The organism is Amycolatopsis halotolerans (assembly GCF_042647905.1).
Classification (GTDB): Bacteria; Actinomycetota; Actinomycetes; order Mycobacteriales; family Pseudonocardiaceae; genus Amycolatopsis; species Amycolatopsis halotolerans.
This window is the reverse complement of the sequence record NZ_JBHRWI010000021.1, coordinates 16,361-35,304: the sequence shown is the minus strand read 5'-3', so window position 1 is coordinate 35,304 and position 18,944 is coordinate 16,361. Positions and strand designations below refer to the sequence as shown.

Here is an 18,944-nt window from a genome sequence, read left to right as displayed (position 1 = left end):
GATGTCGATCCTGATCAACGAGAACAGCAAGGTCATCGTCCAGGGGCTCACCGGCTCCGAGGGCATGAAGCACGCGACCAAGATGCTGAAGTCCGGCACCAACATCGTGGGCGGCGTCAACGCCCGCAAGGCGGGCCAGACGGTCACCATCGAGGGCAAGGACCTCACCGTGTTCGGCACGGTCGAGGAGGCCATCAAGGAGACCGGCGCCGACGTGTCGGTCATCTTCGTGCCGCCGAAGTTCGCCAAGGACGCGGTCATCGAGGCGATTGACGCCGAGATCCCGCTGGCCGTCGTCATCACCGAGGGCATCCCGGTGCACGACTCGGCCTACTTCTGGGCGCACGCGGTCGCGACCGGCAACAAGACCCGGATCATCGGGCCGAACTGCCCCGGCGTGATCAGCCCCGGCAAGTCGAACGCGGGCATCATCCCGTCCGACATCTCCGCCGCCGGCGGCATCGGTCTCGTGTCGAAGTCGGGCACGCTGACCTACCAGATGATGTACGAGCTGCGCGACATCGGTTTCTCGACCGCTGTCGGCATCGGCGGCGACCCGGTCATCGGCACCACCCACATCGACGCCCTCGAGGCGTTCGAGAAGGACGCCGACACCAAGGTCATCGTGATGATCGGCGAGATCGGCGGCGACGCCGAGGAGCGCGCTGCGGCTTACATCAAGGAGAACGTGACCAAGCCGGTCGTCGGCTACGTCGCGGGCTTCACCGCCCCTGAGGGCAAGACGATGGGCCACGCGGGCGCGATCGTCTCCGGTTCGTCGGGCACCGCCGCGGCGAAGAAGGAGGCCCTCGAGGCCGCCGGCGTCAAGGTCGGCAAGACCCCGAGCGAGACCGCGGTTCTCGCTCGCGAGCTGTACAACAGCCTCGGCTGACCAGCAGCGACTCCAACGGCGGAGGCCGGGCACCGACACGGTGCCCGGCCTTCGTCGTTTCCGCCCGCAACCGATCCGGCGCTCGGTGCGTCCAACCTCGCGGACGCCAAGGGCGGATGCGCTAGCGTGCAGTCACTCGTGAGCGGGGGACGCCGCCGGCGCGCCCGGGCGCCGCAGGATCTCGAACCGCCGGTCGATGAGACAGGAGACCTTCCGATGACCTTCCCCAGTGGCGGGCCCGGCTACCCCCAGCAGGGCCAGCCGTCCCAGGGACCGCCCCCGTCGGGCGGGTTCCCGCAGCAGCCCCAGCCGCAGCAGGGCCCGCCTGCCTCGGGCGCCGGAACGCCGCCGAACCTTCCGCTGCTGCTGTCCCTCGGCGTGGCCGGGCTCGGGCTGGTGCAGTACTTCCTCGGCTTCGCCGCCGAGGCGGGCACGGCCGGGCAGGCCATTCTGTTCCTGCTCGTCGGCGGTCTGCTGTCGGCGATGAACCTGCTGCCCAAGGGCCCGAAGACGCTGCCGTTCGCCGCGCTGTTCAGCGTGCTCGGCGGGCTGGGCGCGCTCGACTCCGTCATCTCCGGGCGTTCGTCTGCCATCGTGATCGTGGTGCTGATCCTCGGTCTCCTGCAGATGGCCGCGGCGGTCGCCGTGCTGCTGTTCGAGTACGGCGTGCTCAAGCCGCCGACGGCGCAGCCGGCCGCCCCGGCGTACCAGCAGCCCTACGGCCAGCCGGGCCAGTACCAGCCGACTCAGTACCAGCCGGCTCCCGGCCAGCAGTCGCCCCAGCAGGCTCCGGGACAGCAGCCGCCTTCCCCGCAGCAGCCGCCCGCCACGCCGCCTCCGGGCGGACAGGCCACGACGTACGCGCCGCAGCAGGGCCAGTTCTTCCAGCCGCCTGCCGACCAGAACAAACCGGGCACGCCGCCCGGAGGTTTCGGACAGCAAGGCTGATACCCCTTCGCGCCACCCACCCGCTGTGACTCTCCGTGTCACAGCGGGTGTTTTTATTGCCCTCGTGCCACGACCGGGTGGGCGTTGGATTCGCCACGTCCGCCGGGCGGCGTGCCTCACCCGGACGGCCGAGCGCGGATGTCATGGTCGGGAACATGCAGGTGCTCACCAGTCCCGGACGCCCCGCGGGCGACGAGCCGGTGGGCGACTCCCTTGACCAGGATGTCCCGCAGGCACCCCGGTCGCGGGTGTTGCTCGTCGCGGCGCTCGGCCCGCTCGTCACCGGCTACGCGGCGGTCGCCACCCTGCTCGCGCTCGTCACGCTGACTGCCCAGCACGCGGTCTTCTCCTTCGGCGGTGTGCTGCTGTCGGCGGGACCCGGCTGGCTGGCCGCCTATCAGGTCGAACTCGGGATCGGCGGTCATCCGCTCGGGATGCTGCCGCTGCTGCCGACCGTTGGCGTGGTGCTGCTGGTCGCGCGGGCGGCGGCCAAGGCGGTGCGACAGCTGCGCTGCGCCCGGCTGCGGCACACAGTCCCGTTGATCGCCACGATTTCCGGTGCGCACCTGGTGTTCGGCGTGCTGATTTCGCTGCTGTCGATCGGCGAACCGGTACGGGCCAACTTCTGGCTCGCCGCAGTGGTGCCCGCCGTGATCTCCGGACTCGCGGCTACCGGCGGGGTGCTTCGGCGGTTCGGGATGCCGCAGGTGCTCGCCGATCGGCTCGACCCGCTGGCCCTTCGCGGTTTGCGGGCAGGTCTGCTCGGGCTGTTCGCGCTGCTGGCGGCGGGCGCTCTGACGCTGACCGCCGCCACGGCGCTGTCCGCGCGCACGGTGTCCAGCCTGTTCGAGCCGTCGTTCGGCGGCAGCTTCGGACTGTTCCTGCTTTCCGTGTTGTACCTGCCGAACGCCGTGGTCGCGGCGATGTCGTTCGTGAGCGGGCCGGGATTCAGCATCGGGACCCTCGACGTGCACCTCATCGGCTACCGCGGCGGTTCCGTCCCCGGGGTTCCGCTGCTCGGCGGCATTCCCGAGCACGCCGCGTCGTGGTGGCCGGTGCTGCTGGTGCTGCCGCTGGCGGTCGGGGTGCTGGTCGGCTGGTCGGTCCGCGCGGTGGACGAGGACCCGGCGGCGCGGCTGCGGGTCGTGGTCGTCGCGGGCGCGGTCGTCGGGTTCGGCTGCGTGCTGCTGGGCACGCTCGCCGGCGGACGGCTCGGCGACGGTCCGTTCGATCCGGTCAGCGTGCCGGTCGGGGTGGCGTCGATCGTGGCGTTCTGCTGGATCGTGATTCCGGCGGGGTTCGTGGCGTTCTTCGCGGGGGCGCACTCTCCGATGCAGCCGGTCGGCTCGCTTGAGGTGGAGGACGAGGAGCCGGAATCCGAGTCCGAGTCCGAGTCGGATGAGGCTGAGGCTGAGGACGGCGAGCCGGAGGAGTCCGAGTCCGATGAGGACGTCGCGGACGAGGAATCCGAAGACGCCGAAGCGGACTCGGACCTGGCCGAAGACTCCCCGGACGACGAGGACTTCGACGCCGAGGCCGACGCCGAACTGGGCCTCGACCTGCCGGAGGACGAGCCGGAAACCGAGGCCGCCGCGACCGAGGACAACGCTGAAGACGAGCCCGAAGCCCCCGCCGAAGAGCCGGACGCTGTGACCGAGTCCACCGAGGACTCCGGCGACGCGAAGCCCGCCGAGGACGACCGTTAGGGTTGGGGCGACCTGGTGAAGCGCCGTGCGCCCGAGGCGTACCGCCGTGCAAGGAGCCCGTTCTGGCCAGCCGCTTGGAACTGCCCACTCCGGTGAAGATCGTCGTGCTCGCGTCCGGTTCCGGCACGCTGCTGCAGGCTGTGCTCGACGCGGTCGGACAGCCCGGGTTCCCGGCCTCCGTCGCGGCCGTCGGCGCGGATCGCACCGGCATCGAGGCGCTCACGCGGGCGGAGCGGGCCGACGTGCCGTCGTTCACCGTCCGTGTCGCCGACCATCCGGACCGGGCCGCGTGGGACCGCGCGCTCGCCGAGGCCGTCGCGGCTTACCGGCCCGACCTTGTGGTGTCCGCGGGCTTCATGAAGATCCTCGGGCCGGAGTTCCTGTCGCGGTTCGCGGGCCGCGTGATCAACACCCATCCCGCGCTGCTGCCGTCGTTCCCCGGGATGCACGCGGTCGCCGACGCGCTGGCCGCGGGCGTGCGCGTCACCGGATCGACGGTGCATTTCGTCGACGCCGGGGTGGACACCGGCCCGGTCATCGCCCAGGAGGCGGTGCCGGTGGAGACCGACGACACCGAAGACGTCCTGCACGAGCGGATCAAAGCCGTGGAACGCAGGCTGCTGGTTGAAACGATCGAGCGACTCGGCCGTGGTGGGTGCACCGTGGACGGACGAAAGGTGAGGTTTTCGTGAGCACAGCACAGGGGCGGCGCCCGGTCCGGCGCGCGCTGATCGGCGTCTCGGACAAGGCCGGCCTGCTCGAGCTCGCGACCGGCCTGCACGCGGCCGGCGTGGAGATCGTGTCGACCGGCGGCACGGCGAAGGTCATCGCGAACGCCGGGGTCCCGGTCACGCCGGTCGAGCAGGTCACCGGGTTCCCGGAGTCGTTTGACGGCCGGGTCAAGACGCTGCACCCGCGCGTGCACGCCGGACTGCTCGCCGACCAGGGCAACGACGACCACGTCGCGCAGCTCAAGCAGCTCGACATCGCGGCGTTCGACCTGCTCGTGGTGAACCTGTACCCGTTCCAGGCGACCGTCGCGTCCGGCGCGAGTCCCGAGGACTGCGTCGAGAACATCGACATCGGCGGTCCCGCGATGGTGCGCGCGGCCGCGAAGAACCACGGCAGCGTCGCTGTCGTCGTGGACCCGGCGCGGTACGCGTGGGTGCTCGAGCAGGTCTCTGCGGGCGGCTTCGAACTCTCGGACCGCAAGCGGCTTGCTGCGCAGGCGTACGCGCACACGGCTGCGTACGACACGGCTGTCGCTTCGTGGTTCGCCAACGCGTACGCGCCTTCGGACGACAGCGGCTTCCCGGACTTCCTCGGCGCGACGTGGGACCGTGCGGACGTACTGCGCTACGGCGAGAACCCGCACCAGAAGGCGGCGCTGTACCGCAGCGCGCAGCCGGGCCTCGCGCACGCGGAGCAGCTTCACGGCAAGGCGATGTCGTACAACAACTACGTCGACACTGACGCCGCGCGCCGAGCCGCCTTCGACTTCTCCGAGCCTGCTGTCGCGATCATCAAGCACGCCAACCCGTGCGGGATCGCTGTCGGCGCGGACATCGCCGAAGCGCACCGCAAGGCGCACGCCTGCGACCCGGTGTCCGCGTACGGCGGCGTGATCGCCACGAACCGCCCGGTGAGCGTCGCGGCGGCGGAGCAGATCGCCGAGGTCTTCACTGAGGTCGTGCTCGCCCCCGACTTCGAGCCGGAAGCGCTGGAGATCTTGCAGCGCAAGAAGAACGTGCGGCTGCTGAAGCTGCCCGCGATCGAGAACGCGGCCCCGGTGGAGTTCCGGCCGATCTCCGGCGGCGTGCTCGTGCAGACCGCCGACGCGATCGACGCCCCCGGCGACAACCCGGCGAACTGGGAGCTGGCCACCGGCTCGCCCGCCGACGAGCAGACCCTGGCGGACCTGGAATTCGCGTGGCGGGCCCTGCGCGCGGTGAAGTCCAACGCGATCCTGCTGGCGCACGAGCAGGCGACCGTCGGCGTCGGCATGGGCCAGGTCAACCGCGTCGACTCGTCGCGGCTGGCGGTCTCGCGGGCGGGCGACCGGGCGAAGGGCTCGGTCGGCGCGTCGGACGCGTTCTTCCCGTTCCCGGACGGGCTCGAGGTGCTGATCGAGGCAGGCGTGCGCGCCGTCGTGCAGCCCGGCGGGTCCATTCGCGACGCCGAGGTGATCGCCGCCGCCGAGGCCGCCGGGATCACGCTGTACCTCACCGGAACGCGGCACTTCGCGCACTGATTTTGTTGCTGGCCGGCCGGGACTCATCGAGTCCCGGCCGGTTTGTCATCCCTCGCGCAAGATCGCGTAGACGACTTCGTCGCGGTAGCCGCCGTCACGCCAGGTGACCTGGCACAGCAGGCCTTCGCGATGGAATCCGGTCTTTTCGAGCACCTGCTGCCCGTCGAGGTCCTCGCTGTCGACGAAGGCTTCGAGCCGATGCGCGCGGGTGTGCTGGAAGAGCTGGTCGACGAGCAGCCGGTACGCCTTGTCAGTGCCGTGTCCGCGATAGTCCGGCAGCAACGCGACGCCGACCCGGAAGCACCCGCCGACCGGCCCGCCTCGATCGGCCGCCTCCCAGGTAGCCATCCCGGCGACGGCCGAGTCGACGGTCACCGCGACCGCGCTTGAAGCCGGGCTGAGGAACCCGTCCTCAGCGAAGCGGCGTCGTGCCCGCGGCCCGGTGAAACTCGTCCACTGGAAGGCCGCGGCGGCGTCCGGGTCCGTGGAGAACCGGTCGAGCACCGGCAGGTCAGCTTCGGCGAAACCCCGCAGGGCGATGTGTCCTGTCTTCATCAGGGTTCCCAGTGTAAAGAGCCGTTTTCCTGGTGTCCGGTGATCTTTCGGGTTCTTTCTCCGTGCTCGCTTGACAGTCGGGGAGTGGGCGAGTGAGACTGAACTGTGTCGAACGAGTGTTCGATCCTGTTCGGCGCAACGATGTGTATTTGGATGTGATTGTTGGGTGACCGTGCGGATTCCGCACGGATGAGGATGCGGAACCGCCTTCCCCGCGGTGCGCCGACGTCCGTCCCGGGCTTGGTTTGACGACCTCGCTTCCGGGGCCGGTCGTCGGCTGATCTTGGCGGAGGGAGGAAGCCGGTGACGACCGGAGTGGCTTCGGGGGCTGCTTCTTCGGAGCTCGCCTTTTCGGGGGCTGCTTCGGAGATCGCGGGAGTTGCAGAGGCCGCGGGGGCCTTTGAGGGGACTGCCGCGGACGGTCCGGTCGCGGCTGGCTTTTCTGGGGCGGGTGAGGCTTCGGCGACGGCCGAGGACCTGACCGTGCCGATGCTGCCTGCTGGCTCTGCTCCGGCCGATCTCCTTGGCATTGCGCGGATTCCAGCGAAGCCGAAGAAACCTGCCGGGTCGTCCGGGAAGAACTTCCCCGGCGCGGAAGCCGCGGCTTCCGCCCCCACGAGCGTGCCGGAGGCGCGGCTGGCACGCTCGTGGGAAGTATCGGTGCCGTGGTCGGCGATCGAAGCGTTCGCGAAGGAACGAACTCCGGTCGCCGCGATGTCCGCGGGTTCGCCGAGGGCGATGTTCTCGTTGGGGGAGAACGGATCTCGTGCTCGGCCGAGTTCTCTGGACGTGGCGTTCGAGCCATGGATGCCAGCCAACTTCGGCCGAACGGCAGAAGCCGGCTCGTCGACGGGGCTTCGTTCGCGGGCGCGGTCAGGCCCGTCAGCCGGATCCGGTCGTGAACTTCCCGCCCGGACTGCGGCGTCTGCTGACGCGCGCATGTCCAGCGGACCCGATTCACCGACTCCGCTCACCCCGCCGACTCGGCTGCACCCCGCAATCCCGCCTCATTCCGGTCCGAAAACTCCGTCCGAGGCTCCGCTTGCTCCTCCGACCCCGCTGCGCCCCGCAACTCCACCCGACCAGGCAACCCCGCCCCGCCCCGAAACTTCCGATTCGCCGGAACTCCGTCCCCCGACCCGGCTTCACCCCGCCGACTCGCCCGAGCCCACGCCTGATCCCGCTGACCCGGCGCACCCGCTGGCCAAACTGACCGCGCTCCCTGGCGTCAGCACTGCCAGCACCGTCGCGGCCGAGCGGGCTGCCCAGACCGACTGGGGACGCGCCGCCGGGCGGATGCTCCCCGTGGCTCCAGCCCTGGCGGATCTCCTCCCCGGGGCAGGGTTGCGACGCGGAAGCATCGTCGCGGTCCACCATTCCACCTCGTTGCTGTTCGCGTTGCTCGCGGAGGCGACCGTCGCCGGGGCATGGGCTGCGGTCGTCGGTGCTCCGTCGCTGGGGATTGCCGCGGCGGCCGAGCACGGGGTCGCCGTTTCGCGGCTCGCGTTGGTTCCTCGGCCGGGGGCCGAATACCAAGCCGTGATGGCCGCTTTGCTCGACGGCGTCGACCTCGTAGTCACCGAGCCTCGTTCAGTCCGGCCGGATGTCGCACGCAGGCTCGCGGCGCGGGCGAGGAATCGCGGGGCGGTGCTGCTTTCGTTGGGGCCCTGGCCTTCCGCCGACGTCGAACTGCACTGCACTCCCGGAGCCTGGACCGGGGTGCTTGAGCACGGTGCCGGTCACCTCCGTTCCCGCCCCGTCGAAGTGCATGCCCGCGGTCGCGGTGCGGCGGCTCGGCCTCGGTCGGCGTCGGTGTTTCTGCCCGGCCCGGACGGGCGGGTTTCCCGGGGCGAGAAGCGCGTCGCGGCGCAGGAAGAGGCAGTCGGGTGACCAAGACTGTCCACAAAGGACAAAAAGATCCACGCCGCCATCCAACGCGGATGCTGGTCCTGTGGTGCCCGGACTGGCCCGCGGTCGCTGCCGTCGCCGCGGCGGGGAGTGTGCTTACCCGGCCTGCGGCGGTATTCCATGCCAACCGGGTCGTCGCGTGCACTGCGGTCGCGCGGACGCGGAACATCCGGCGCGGGATGCGGCGGCGAGAAGCGGAATCCCAATGTCCGGACCTGGCGGTGTTCGGCGTAGACGACGCCCGGGACGCGCGGTTGTTCGAGAACGTCGCGTCGGCGGTGGAGGAACTGGTCGTCGGGCTGGAAGTGGTGCGGCCCGGGCTTCTCGCGGTTCCCGTCGCGGGTGCGGCCGGGTATTTCGGCGGTGAACCGCGGCTCGCGGAGAAACTGGTGGACCAGGTGGCCGCGGCGGCCGGGGTCGAATGTCAGGTCGGCGTGGCGGAAGGGTTGTTCGCGGCGACCCTCGCCGCGCGGCAGGGGGCGCTGGTCGAACCTGGGCGGACGGCCGAATTTCTCGCCCCGTTGCCGGTGCTCGAACTGGACCAGCCGGGTTCTGAGCGAGCGGATCTGGTCGGCCTGCTCGTCCGGCTCGGGTTGCGCACGCTCGGCGCCTTCGCCGAACTCGGCGAGCGGGACGTCGCCGCTCGGTTCGGGCGCACCGGGGTGCTCGCGCATCGGCTGGCCAGGGGGCTGTCCGACCGGCCGCCGTTGCGCCGCAGCCCGCCGCCGGAATTGTCGCTCGCCGAATCGTTCGATCCGGTGCTCGCCCGGGTGGATGTCGCCGCGTTCATGGCCAAAAAACTCGGCGCGCGGTTCCACGCCGCGCTCGCCGATCGCGGGCTCGCGTGCACTCGATTGGGTATATACGCGACCACCGAGAACGGCGAGCAGCTCGGTCGCGTCTGGCGTTGTGCGGAACCGCTTACGCCGCAAGGGGTCGCGGACCGGGTCCGGTGGCAGTTCGAGGGCTGGCTCAAGGCCGCGCCCGGCGAACGGCCCACGGCCGGGGTCGCGCGGTTGCGGCTCGAACCGGAAGAGACTGTCGAAGGGAGGTCATTGCAGCTGGGGCTGTGGCGGGGGAGCGATCCCGGAGCCGGTCCCGGCGAGGACGAGGAATTGGCCGCCGAACGGGCGGGCCGGGCGTTCGTGCGAGTCCAGGGCTTGCTCGGCCCGGAAGGAGTGGTCACGCCGCTGCTCGACGGCGGACGCGATCCGGCGAGCCGGGTCCGGCTCATTCCGTGGGGCGATCCGCGGGAACCCGTCGGACCGCCGGACGCCACGTGGCCTGCCCGGCTGCCCTCCCCGTCTCCGGCGACGGTGCTGGAACAACCGTTGCCAGTCCAGGTCATCGACGATCAGGGGCGGCCAGTCGGCCTCACCGCGCGCAAACGGCTGACCGCGCCGCCGCACGGACTTCGCGTCGCGGGCGGGCCGCCCCGGCCGATCACCGGATGGGCCGGTCCGTGGCCGGTCACGTCGGGCCGTCGTTCGACCGGGCCGCAGCGGGCCCGGCTGCAACTGTTGCTCGCGGCAGGGGAGAACGAGGCGCCGGAGGCGGTGCTCGTCCTCTGCTCCGGAACTGAAAATCCAGTGTGGACAGTGGAGGGAAGTTACGACTGACCGGTAAAGACCTGATCTTGCCCAGAAATCCTGTGGACACAACGAAAGGAAGCCGCAGATGATGGACCACGACCTGCCGACGCCCCGCGTACCGGTCGAACCGCCGTGCCCGTTCGACCCGGCGCTGCTCGTGCCGCTGATCCCGCAACCCCGTCGATCGCCTGAGAACCGGGTGGACTGACGATGGGCTGGAACAACCCGCCGGTCCCGTGGAAGGACCTCGCGCGGGCGCTGTCGGGCGGGATGCCGCCCGGCGACCACGGCGACAGTCCCGCGTGGGGCCGCAAACGCGAGGCGTATCGCCGCCCCGCCGACATCCCGCCGCCGCGAAGCGACCTGGAAGCCGGGCCGCGAGTGGCGTACGCCGAACTGCACTGCCACTCCAACTTCAGTTTCCTCGACGGCGCCAGCCACCCCGAGGAACTGGTGGAGGAGGCCGCGCGGCTGCGGCTCGACGCGATCGCGCTCACCGACCACGACGGCATGTACGGTGTGGTCCGCTTCGCCGAGGCGGCCAAAGAGCTAGGCGTCGCAACGGTATTCGGCACCGAGCTGAGCTTCGGGCTGTCCGGGCCGCAGAACGGCGTCGCCGACCCCGAAGGCGAACACCTCCTCCTGCTGGCCCGCGGCGACGACGGCTACCGCAGCCTGTGCCGCGCGATCACCGCCGGACAGTTGCGTGGCCACGAAGACGAAAAAGCGGAGCGTGCCGAAAAAGGCCGCCCGATCTACGATTTGCACGCGGTGGCGGAGGAAGTCGCGGGGAAATGCGCGGTGCTTACCGGCTGCCGCAAGGGATCCGTGCGATCGGCGCTGGTGCGCGAAGGCCCGGATGCCGCGCTCGCCGAGCTGCGTCGATTAGTCGACCTCTTCGGCCAAACCCAGGTATACGTCGAACTGATCGACCACGGCCAGCCGCTCGACAGCGTGCACAACGACCTGCTCGCCGAGATGGCCAGCGAACTCAAGCTGCCCACCGTCGCCACCACCGCCGCGCACTACGCCCGGCCGGAACGCGGCCGTCTAGCGGACGCGCTCGCCGCCATCCGCGCCCGGCGCGGCATCGACGACCTCGAAGGCTGGCTGCCCGGCGACGCCGCAGCGTTCTTGCGCTCCGGCAACGAAATGGCGGAAGTCTTCCAGCGGTACCCGGGCGCGGTGCAGCGGTCGGCGTTGCTGGGCATGGAATGCGCCTTCCCGCTTGAGCATCTCGCGCCGGAACTGCCGCCGTTCGACGTGCCGGCTGGCGAGACCGAGACCACGCACCTGCGAACCCTCGTCAAGGACGGCTTCAAAGAGCGCTACTCGGGCAAAGAGCACGAAGACAAGGCTTGGCAGCAGATCGAGCACGAGATGGCGGTGATCGAGAAACTCGAGTTCCCCGGGTACTTCCTGATCGTCTGGGACATCGTCCGGTTCTGCCGGGACAGCGGAATCCTGTGCCAGGGAAGAGGTTCCGCGGCCAACTCGGCGGTGTGCTACGCGCTCGGGATCACCAATGTCGATCCCATCGAGTACCACCTGCTCTTCGAACGGTTCCTCGCGCCCGACCGCGACGGATACCCGGACATCGACATCGACATCGAGTCCGACCGGCGCGAGGAAGCGATCCAGTACGTCTACGGCAAACACGGCAGGCTCAACGCCGCACAGGTCGCGAACGTGATCACCTACCGTGCCCGCTCGGCGATCCGCGACGCCGCCCGGGCGCTCGGCTACTCGCCCGGCCAGCAGGACGCGTGGAGCAAGCAGATCGACCGCTGGGGCGCCTTGCAACGCACGGAGAAGGACCACGACCACGACATCCCACGCGACGTCGTGCAACTCGCCTTCGCGCTCGAAGACTTCCCGCGGCACCTCGGCATCCACTCCGGCGGCATGGTGATGTGCCGGGAACCGGTGAGCCAGGTGTGCCCGGTCGAATGGGCGCGGATGGAGAACCGCAGCGTGCTGCAGTGGGAGAAGGAGGATTGCGCCGCGGCGGGGCTGGTGAAGTTCGACCTGCTCGGGCTCGGCATGCTCTCCGCGCTGCACTACATGCTCGATCTGGTCGAGGAATACAAGGGCGAGAGGATCGATCTCGCCGAGCTGAACCTCAACGACGAGAACATCTACGACATGCTTTGCCGCGCCGACGCGATCGGCGTGTTCCAGGTGGAGAGCCGGGCCCAGCTGGCGACCTTGCCGCGGTTGCGGCCGCGGGAGTTCTACGACCTGGCCGTGGAAGTCGCGCTGATCCGTCCCGGCCCGATCCAAGGCGGTTCGGTGCACCCGTACATCCGCCGCAAACAAGGACGCGAGAAGTGGGAGTACGACCATCCGCGGCTGAAGAACGCTCTGGAAAAGACGCTGGGGGTGCCGCTGTTCCAGGAGCAGATGATGCAGATCGCCCTGGACGTCGCGAGCTTCACCCCGGCCGAGGCCGACCAGTTGCGGCACGCGATGGGGTCGAAACGGTCGCAGCGGAAAATGGAACGGCTGCACAAGCGGTTCCTCGACGGGGCTATCGCCAACGAGGTGGACGCGGAGCTGGCGGAGAAGATCTTCCAGAAGCTCAAGGCATTCGCCAACTTCGGCTTCCCGGAAAGCCACGCGCTGAGCTTCGCGCATCTGGTGTTCGCGAGCGCGTACTTCAAGCACTACCACCCGGACGCGTTCTGCGCGGGTCTGCTGCGGGCGCAACCGATGGGGTTCTACTCGCCGCAGTCGCTGGTGGCGGACGCGCGCCGGCACGGCGTCACTACGCTCGGTCCGGACATCAACCTGAGCCTCCCGCACGCGACGCTGGAAGCGTTGCCGGGCAACGGAAAGCTTCACGCGGTGCGCGGCGGGCTCAGCACTGTCCGGATGATCGGCGAAACACTGGCAGAGGAGATCGTGGCGGAGCGGGGGGCGAACGGCCGGTACGAGAGCATGTCCGACCTCGGCTGGCGCGTCCAGCTGACCACGCCGCAGCTGGAGGCACTGGCCACCGCGGGTGCGTTCAGTGCGTTCGGCCCGGACCGGAGGCAGGCGTTGTGGTCCGCGGGCGCGGTCGCGCAGGACCGGCCGGAGAAACTGCCCGGCACCGGTGTCGGCGTGGACGCGCCGATGCTGCCCGGGATGGACGGGCTCGACCTCGCAGTCGCCGACGTGTGGGCCACCGGGATCTCGCCGGACAGCTACCCGACGGAGTTCATCCGCGACCGGCTCGACGCGCTCGGGGTGATCACCGCCGACCAGCTGCTGGGCCGGGACGACGGGGAACGAGTGCTCGTCGGGGGAGCGGTCACGCACCGCCAGCGTCCGGCGACCGCCGGTGGAGTCACGTTCCTGAACCTCGAGGACGAGACCGGCATGGTGAACGTGATCTGCACCCTCGGGCTGTGGCAACGGTTCCACCGGATCGCGCGGGGCAGTGCGGCGCTGCTGGTGCACGGCGTGCTCGAAAAAGCGGACGGCGTGGCGAGCGTGCGCGCACAGAAACTCGAGCAGCTGACGCTGCGTATTCCCACGAGATCGCGGGACTTCCGATGACCGGCGGGCAGTTCGTGGACACACGCCTTCCGACGGCTCGCAGCCACCCCTTCGACGAGGCGGCGCCGGGGCTGATGTCATCCTGTCGGGGTGACGGAGACTGGCGAGGACTACACCGAAGCGCGACTTTCCGGCCAGTGGTGGGAAAAACGCCAGTTCGTGGGTTGCGACTTCACCGAGGCGGACCTGCGCGACCTGCGTACTCGTGGTTGCACCTTCGACAACTGCGACTTCACCAAGGTCGACCTCGCCGGCTCGCGGCACGACGCGTCGGCGTTCCGCTCGTGCACGTTCGACCGCTCGGTGCTCGCCGACAGCCGCTGGTCGTCGTGCTCGCTGCTTGGTTCGTCCTTTGTGGACTGTCGATACACCGGGATCGCGCTGACCGAATGCGATCTGTCGCTGGCGTCGTTCGCACGCGGCCGGTTGCGGAAACTGGACCTGTCGGGTCTGCGGATGCGGGAAGTGAACCTCAACGAGACAGATCTGACGGATTCCGACCTGCGGGGCACGGATCTGTCCGGGTCCCGGATGATCGGCACGAAACTTCCCGGAGCCGACCTTCGTGGCGCGGTCGTCGACGCGAACGGGCTGGTGCAGGCGGATCTGCGCGGCGCGTACGTGGACGTCGAACTGGCGGTGTCGTTCGCCGCGGCCCATGGCTTGGTCGTCAAGTAGCCCGTTTCCGAGCATGGAAAAGGGGCGAAGCCCGCTGGCCCCGCCCCTTTTCCGCGTCCTCAGTCGATCGGCGGTTCGCCCGGGTCGAGTTCGATCAGGTCGCCCTCGGCGAGCAGCTCTTCGATGCTCGCCGGAAGCAGGTACGCCGACCCGCCGCCCGGCTGGTTGAACCACGGGATCGCCACCCCGGCAAGGGTTTCGAGCGGCCGCTGCACCCGGTACACGTGGTACGGCCGGTTCACCCACTCCGGCACCAGCGAACGCTCCTCGAACGGGGTGCCCGCCGCGTAGGTCAGGTTGCCGTTCGGGCCGCCGAAGCGGTCCAGTTCGCTGCCCGCGGGCAGTTCGCGCAGTTCCTTGCCGCGGAACAGGGTCAGCGGCGGTTCCCCGGACAGCGGCCCGATGGGCCACTGCCCGCTGCCGCCGGAGCCGTTGGCGCGCACCGGTTCCTCGCGCCGCACCGGCGGTTCCCGCCGCGGCGGCGGGCCGACCGGAGGTGCGACCTGGGTGGGCGGCGCGCTGACCGGCGAGGCGATCTGCGTCGGCGGGGCGCTGACCGGAGGAGCCACCTGGGTCGGCGGGCTCACCGGTGCCGCGATCTGCGTCGGCGGAGCGGGCGGCGGGGTCTGCCGGGCAGGCGGTTCGTCGTCGGCCAGCAGCTGATCGGCAGGCGTGAACGCGGTCTGCTCCTGCGGCGGCACGTTCTCGCGCGGCCGGACCGGGAACGAACCCGTCGCGACCTCCGGCGACAACGTCGCCACCACCGGCGGCTTCGGCACGTCCGCGACTGGCTCGGCCTTCGCGGGGGCTTCCGGCGCGACGTACCCGTCGGGGTACAGCAGCACCTTGCCGAGCATGAACGCCGCGGCGTCCTCCGCGTCGCCGAACACCGCCGGGTTGATCAGCTCGCCGTCGTACCAGCCGACGCGCCAGCCTTCGCCCACCTGCTCGACGCTCCACCCGCGTTCGGTGGGGCCGCCGAGCCGGTACGCGGCCTCGGGCACGTTCAGCTCGTCGAGCTTCGCCTGCAGGTCGGCCAGCTCCGGTTCGGCCGGCTGCTCCCGCCGCGCGACCGGGGCCGGTTCCGCCTGCTCCCGTGCCGCGCGCCGCCCGCCGGACGGCGGGGGCACCGGCATCTCCAGCACCGGAAGCCCGCCGGGGATCTCGGACCCCGGCATGATCATCGCGGTCGGCGGACCCGAGTCGTACTCGGCCTCGCGCCGGTTGTCGTCCTCGTAACCACTGGAGTGCGTGAACAGTTCGGCACGCTGCTCGTCGTCGTCGCGGGACGGTTCGTTGCCGTGCGTGAAGAGCACCGGCTCGTCGTGCCCGGCGTCGACCGGCTGGTGGACGTCTGTCTGGTCCTCGTCGTCGTCCGGGTGCCCCGGGCCGGTGCCGTTGCGACCGGGGACGAGGTCGTGGTGGACGTCGGTGTGGTCCTCGTCGTCGTAGTGACCGTCGTGACCGTTGTCGTAGCGGTCGTACTGCGCGCCGTCGAAGTCCTGCTCGAACGGAGGCTCCGCAGGACGCTCCGGCACAGTGCCGTGGCGACCCTCGGCCTCCTTCTCGCGACCCCGACCGTGCGCGGCGGCCAGCCCGGCTGCGGCCAAGCCGCCAGCCGCGGCGATCCCGGCCGCAGCCGCGCCGACGTGACTGCCGTGTTCGTCCGCCGGTTCAGCCTGGCTGCCGGTCTCCGCGCCGCGCCGTCCGCCGTCCTCGGCGTTCAGCCGCACGTCTTCCCGACGGCTGTCGTCCGATTCGGCATCCGGCTGGGCCCGCCGACGGCCACCCTCCTGGCCGTTGTCCGCCGCCGCGCCGCGACGGCCCGTGTCCGGCTCGGCGGTGTGCCGGTTCGAGTCCGGTTCGTCAACGGAGCTGTCCGCGCCGATGAGCCCGTCGGCACCGATGAGGCCATTCGCGCCGACCAGCCCGTCCTCGGTACGCGGGGCAGCAGGCTGCTCGAACGCTCCGACGCCGGGGACGTTGCTCCCGTGCGCGTCGAGGCGCTCGTCGTACCCGTGGGCGTCGTCGTAGCCGGTTGCCGGGCCATCGGCGTGGTGCGCGGACTCGTCGTAACCCGCCTCGTCGTGCCCGTGCTGACCGGCGGCTTCGTCGTATCCGTGCGGCTCGGCGTACTGCTCGTGGGATGCGGCGTCCTCGTACCCGTGCTGGTCGGAGTAACCGCTCTCGTGGCCTTCGTAGCCGTGGTCGGCGTCGTATCCGCGGGCGTCCTGCGGTGCGGATTCGTCGTATTCGCCGTGGGACGCGGAGTCGCGGTAGCCGTCTTCGTGGCCGGACTCGTCGTAACCCTCGTCGTGCTGGCCGTAGCCCTCGGCGTGGTCCCGCTGGTCGTAACCTTCGCCGTGACCTTGCTGGTCGTACCCGGTGGCCTGACCATGCTGGTCGTAGGCGGAGCCGGGGTGATCCTGCTGGCTGTAGCCGTCGGCGTCGTGGTGGCCGGGCTGGTCGTAACCGGCAGCGTCGTGGGCTCGGTCGTCGTAGCCAGCCTCGCGCGGGTCGTGGGTGCCGTTCGCGTCGCGGGGGTCGGCCTGCTCGTCAGTTCCGCGCGAGCCGGCGAACCCAGCAGCTCCCGCTGCGCCGACGACGCCCGCCGCAGCGGCTGCGCCCAGCCCGTGCGACCCGCCGGGACTGTCCGGCCCGCCCTGGACCGGGGCGGACACTCGCGTGCCCTGCGGACCACTCGACGCTCCGGGGCCGTTCTGCGCGCCCGGGCCCTGCGGACCAGGCCGGTCGGAACCACGTGCGGCCGGCTCGAAGGAATCCTCCGAACCGCCACGCGCGCCGGGACCGCCGCGGTCGTCGTAGCCGGATTCATCCGCTGCGCCGGGCCTGCCGAATTCGTCGGCCGGATGGAAGCTGTCGGGGACGTCCGGTCGGCCAGCCGCGCCGGGCCTGCCGGACTCCGGGCCGCTGAACTCGTTGGCCGCGCCGAGGCCGTCGTGGCCGAAATCGTCCGGGCCGCTTGCCGCGTGGGGAGCATCGGCTGCTCCGGGCCTGCGGGAACCGGGGGCTCCGAACTCGTTCGCGGAGTCGTAGCCTTCGGGGCCGTCTGGCCGACCTGCGGTGCCGGGCCTGCGGGAGCCGGGATCTCCGAACTCGTTTGCCGGGTCGTAGCTTTCGGGGCCGTCTGGCCGACCTGCGGTGCTGGGCCTGCGGGAGCTGGGATCGCCGAATTCGTTTGCCGAGTCGTAGCTGCCGAAGTCGTCGGCTGGGTGGAAGTCGTCGGGCCTGCCGGGATTGCGGTTGTCGAAGTCGTCGGCCGGGCCGCGCCTCTCGGGGCCCGGGCCGCCGGGCCTGCCGGAGTCGGGGCTGCCGAAGTCGTCCGCCGGGTGGAAGTTGTCGGGGCTGCTGCCCTTTCCGCCAGCCGCGCCGAGTGCGGCTGCGCCCAGACCGGCGGCGCCGAGTCCGGCCGCGGCTGCGCCAATTCCGGCTGCGCCCGGGCCGCCGGAACCAGTGCTGCCAGGGCCGCCGGAGCCGGGGCCGTCAGCACCGGGGCCGCCGGAGCCAGGACCGTGCGAATCGAATCCGCCACCGGGGCCAGCGGGACCGCCAACGCCGTTCGGTCCGCCCGGTGCACCTGCACCGCCGGGGCCGCCAGCGTTAGTCGCACCACCCGGGCCACCAGGAGCTCCAGCGCCGCCAGGCCCACCCGGTCCGCCAGCGCCAGGTCCACCGGCCCCAGATCCGCCAGGACCGCCAGCGCCGGGCCCACCGGAGCCAGGACCGCCCGGCCCACCGGCCCCAGGTCCACCAGCGCCAGGCCCACCAACAGGACCACCCGGCGCGCCGGCCCCAGGAGCAGGCCGCTGCTGAGGGGTCTGGTTCCCGCGAGTCAGATAAGCCGCCGCACCCTGCAGGGTCAGCTCATCGACCTGCGGAAGCTGGAACCCGTTGGCCCGGATGTGCTCGATCAGGTCCGCTTCCGGCGAGACGCCGTACGTGCGGAGGTAGAAGTTCACCGCGGCCGGCCAGATCCAGTGGCCGTCGCTGTGGAAGGCGACCGGCACGGTCGCTTCGGGAGTCTGGGCGAGCCGGTCGATGTCGTAGCCGCGGTCCTGGACCACGAGCGGCGCGCGGTCCAGGTAGTCCAGCAGCCGGTCTTGCTCGTCGACGTCCAGGTCAGGACGGTTGATGACGGGGCGGCCGGCCGGGCCGATGGTGTCGAAGATCCGCGCGATGCGGAAGTGCGGGCCGGGCTGTTCCGGGCCGAGGCCGGACATCCGGCGGATCAGCCACTCGGGCACGTTCTCCTCGGTGCGCGGGAACATCCGCAGCTCGTCGGAGTACGCCTGGGGCGGCGGGGCGAGGTGCCAGCCTGGCTCGTCGCGGTTGTACTCGAGGTTGTAGCTGGAGGGGTGGTCCAGCTGGTATCGCGCGTTGAACCAGGTGCCCCGGCCGTCGCGGTACATGCCCGCGCGGAGTCTGCCGAAGAGGGTCGCGATGTCGTGCGTCGCGATCCATTCCTGGGCGGAGCCGTCTTCGAGCACGATCTCGCCGGTCAGCTCGTGGTACCTGCCGACGGCTCGGTACTCCGCGGAGACTTTGCGCCAGTCGCGCGGGGCGGCGCGCAGCAGGGCCAGTCCGATCTGCTTGACCAGAGTGTCCTGCTCCGTCGCGTTCAGCTGCGTCGTCGGTTGTGCCACAGAGAACATTTTGACTGTTCGCGCGCGCGAACGCACCCCGCATAGGGCATTTGCCACCCTAGGGCCGGTGGACGTGCCCGCTGACCTCGACGGACGCGATATGGCACGGGTCACACGCCAGGGTGGGTGATGCGGTGGAGCCTCTCCAGCTTAAGACCCGGGAAGGCTGATTCGACGGAAGACGCGCGGGCCGATCGGGTGGTGTCA

Annotated in this window: 12 protein-coding genes; 10 read left to right on the top strand and 2 right to left on the bottom strand. The window is 70.7% G+C overall.

The window, feature by feature from the left end; genetic code table 11:
• Position 1 precedes the first annotated feature (1 nt).
• From sucD to purH, 5 genes are all read left to right on the top strand, one after another.
• Positions 2-892, top strand: coding sequence for a succinate--CoA ligase subunit alpha (gene sucD / locus ACFORO_RS18320; protein WP_354742419.1), 891 nt, complete (start codon positions 2-4; stop codon positions 890-892).
• Between the two features lie 216 nt (positions 893-1,108).
• Complete coding sequence (locus ACFORO_RS18315; protein WP_377874629.1) at positions 1,109-1,840, top strand: DUF5336 domain-containing protein; 732 nt, start codon at positions 1,109-1,111, stop codon at positions 1,838-1,840.
• 155 nt (positions 1,841-1,995) lie between these two features.
• Positions 1,996-3,546 (top strand): cell division protein PerM, encoded by a 1,551-nt coding sequence (locus tag ACFORO_RS18310; RefSeq protein ID WP_377874627.1) that lies wholly within the window; start codon positions 1,996-1,998, stop codon positions 3,544-3,546.
• A 74-nt stretch (positions 3,547-3,620) separates the two neighbouring features.
• Positions 3,621-4,238 (top strand): phosphoribosylglycinamide formyltransferase, encoded by a 618-nt coding sequence (purN, locus tag ACFORO_RS18305; RefSeq protein WP_354742413.1) that lies wholly within the window; start codon positions 3,621-3,623, stop codon positions 4,236-4,238.
• Positions 4,235-5,797, top strand: a complete 1,563-nt coding sequence (purH, locus tag ACFORO_RS18300; RefSeq protein WP_354742411.1) for a bifunctional phosphoribosylaminoimidazolecarboxamide formyltransferase/IMP cyclohydrolase — start codon at positions 4,235-4,237, stop codon at positions 5,795-5,797. The genes purN and purH overlap by 4 nt, the downstream gene beginning before the upstream one ends.
• Before the next feature lie 45 nt (positions 5,798-5,842).
• Here the strand turns inward: purH and ACFORO_RS18295 are convergent, their stop codons facing one another.
• The gene (locus ACFORO_RS18295; protein ID WP_377874624.1) at positions 5,843-6,352 is read right to left on the bottom strand and encodes a GNAT family N-acetyltransferase; all 510 of its coding nucleotides are present in this window, start codon (positions 6,350-6,352) and stop codon (positions 5,843-5,845) included.
• 1,296 nt (positions 6,353-7,648) lie between these two features.
• Between ACFORO_RS18295 and ACFORO_RS18290 the strand changes: the two genes are divergently transcribed.
• From ACFORO_RS18290 to ACFORO_RS18270, 5 genes are all read left to right on the top strand, one after another.
• Positions 7,649-8,242 (top strand): hypothetical protein, encoded by a 594-nt coding sequence (locus ACFORO_RS18290; RefSeq protein WP_377874620.1) that lies wholly within the window; start codon positions 7,649-7,651, stop codon positions 8,240-8,242.
• Between the two features lie 50 nt (positions 8,243-8,292).
• Positions 8,293-9,879 (top strand): DNA polymerase Y family protein, encoded by a 1,587-nt coding sequence (locus ACFORO_RS18285; protein WP_354742405.1) that lies wholly within the window; start codon positions 8,293-8,295, stop codon positions 9,877-9,879.
• A 58-nt stretch (positions 9,880-9,937) separates the two neighbouring features.
• Entirely contained in the window at positions 9,938-10,060 is a 123-nt protein-coding gene (locus tag ACFORO_RS18280; protein WP_354742403.1) for a hypothetical protein, read from the top strand.
• A gap of 2 nt (positions 10,061-10,062) precedes the next feature.
• Entirely contained in the window at positions 10,063-13,395 is a 3,333-nt protein-coding gene (locus tag ACFORO_RS18275; RefSeq protein ID WP_377874617.1) for an error-prone DNA polymerase, read from the top strand.
• 90 nt (positions 13,396-13,485) lie between these two features.
• Positions 13,486-14,073, top strand: coding sequence for a pentapeptide repeat-containing protein (locus ACFORO_RS18270; RefSeq protein ID WP_354742399.1), 588 nt, complete (start codon positions 13,486-13,488; stop codon positions 14,071-14,073).
• A 59-nt stretch (positions 14,074-14,132) separates the two neighbouring features.
• On the opposite strand, the gene ACFORO_RS18265 is transcribed toward ACFORO_RS18270, so the two are convergent.
• Positions 14,133-18,746 (bottom strand): glycohydrolase toxin TNT-related protein, encoded by a 4,614-nt coding sequence (locus tag ACFORO_RS18265; RefSeq protein WP_377874614.1) that lies wholly within the window; start codon positions 18,744-18,746, stop codon positions 14,133-14,135.
• Positions 18,747-18,944 lie beyond the last annotated feature (198 nt).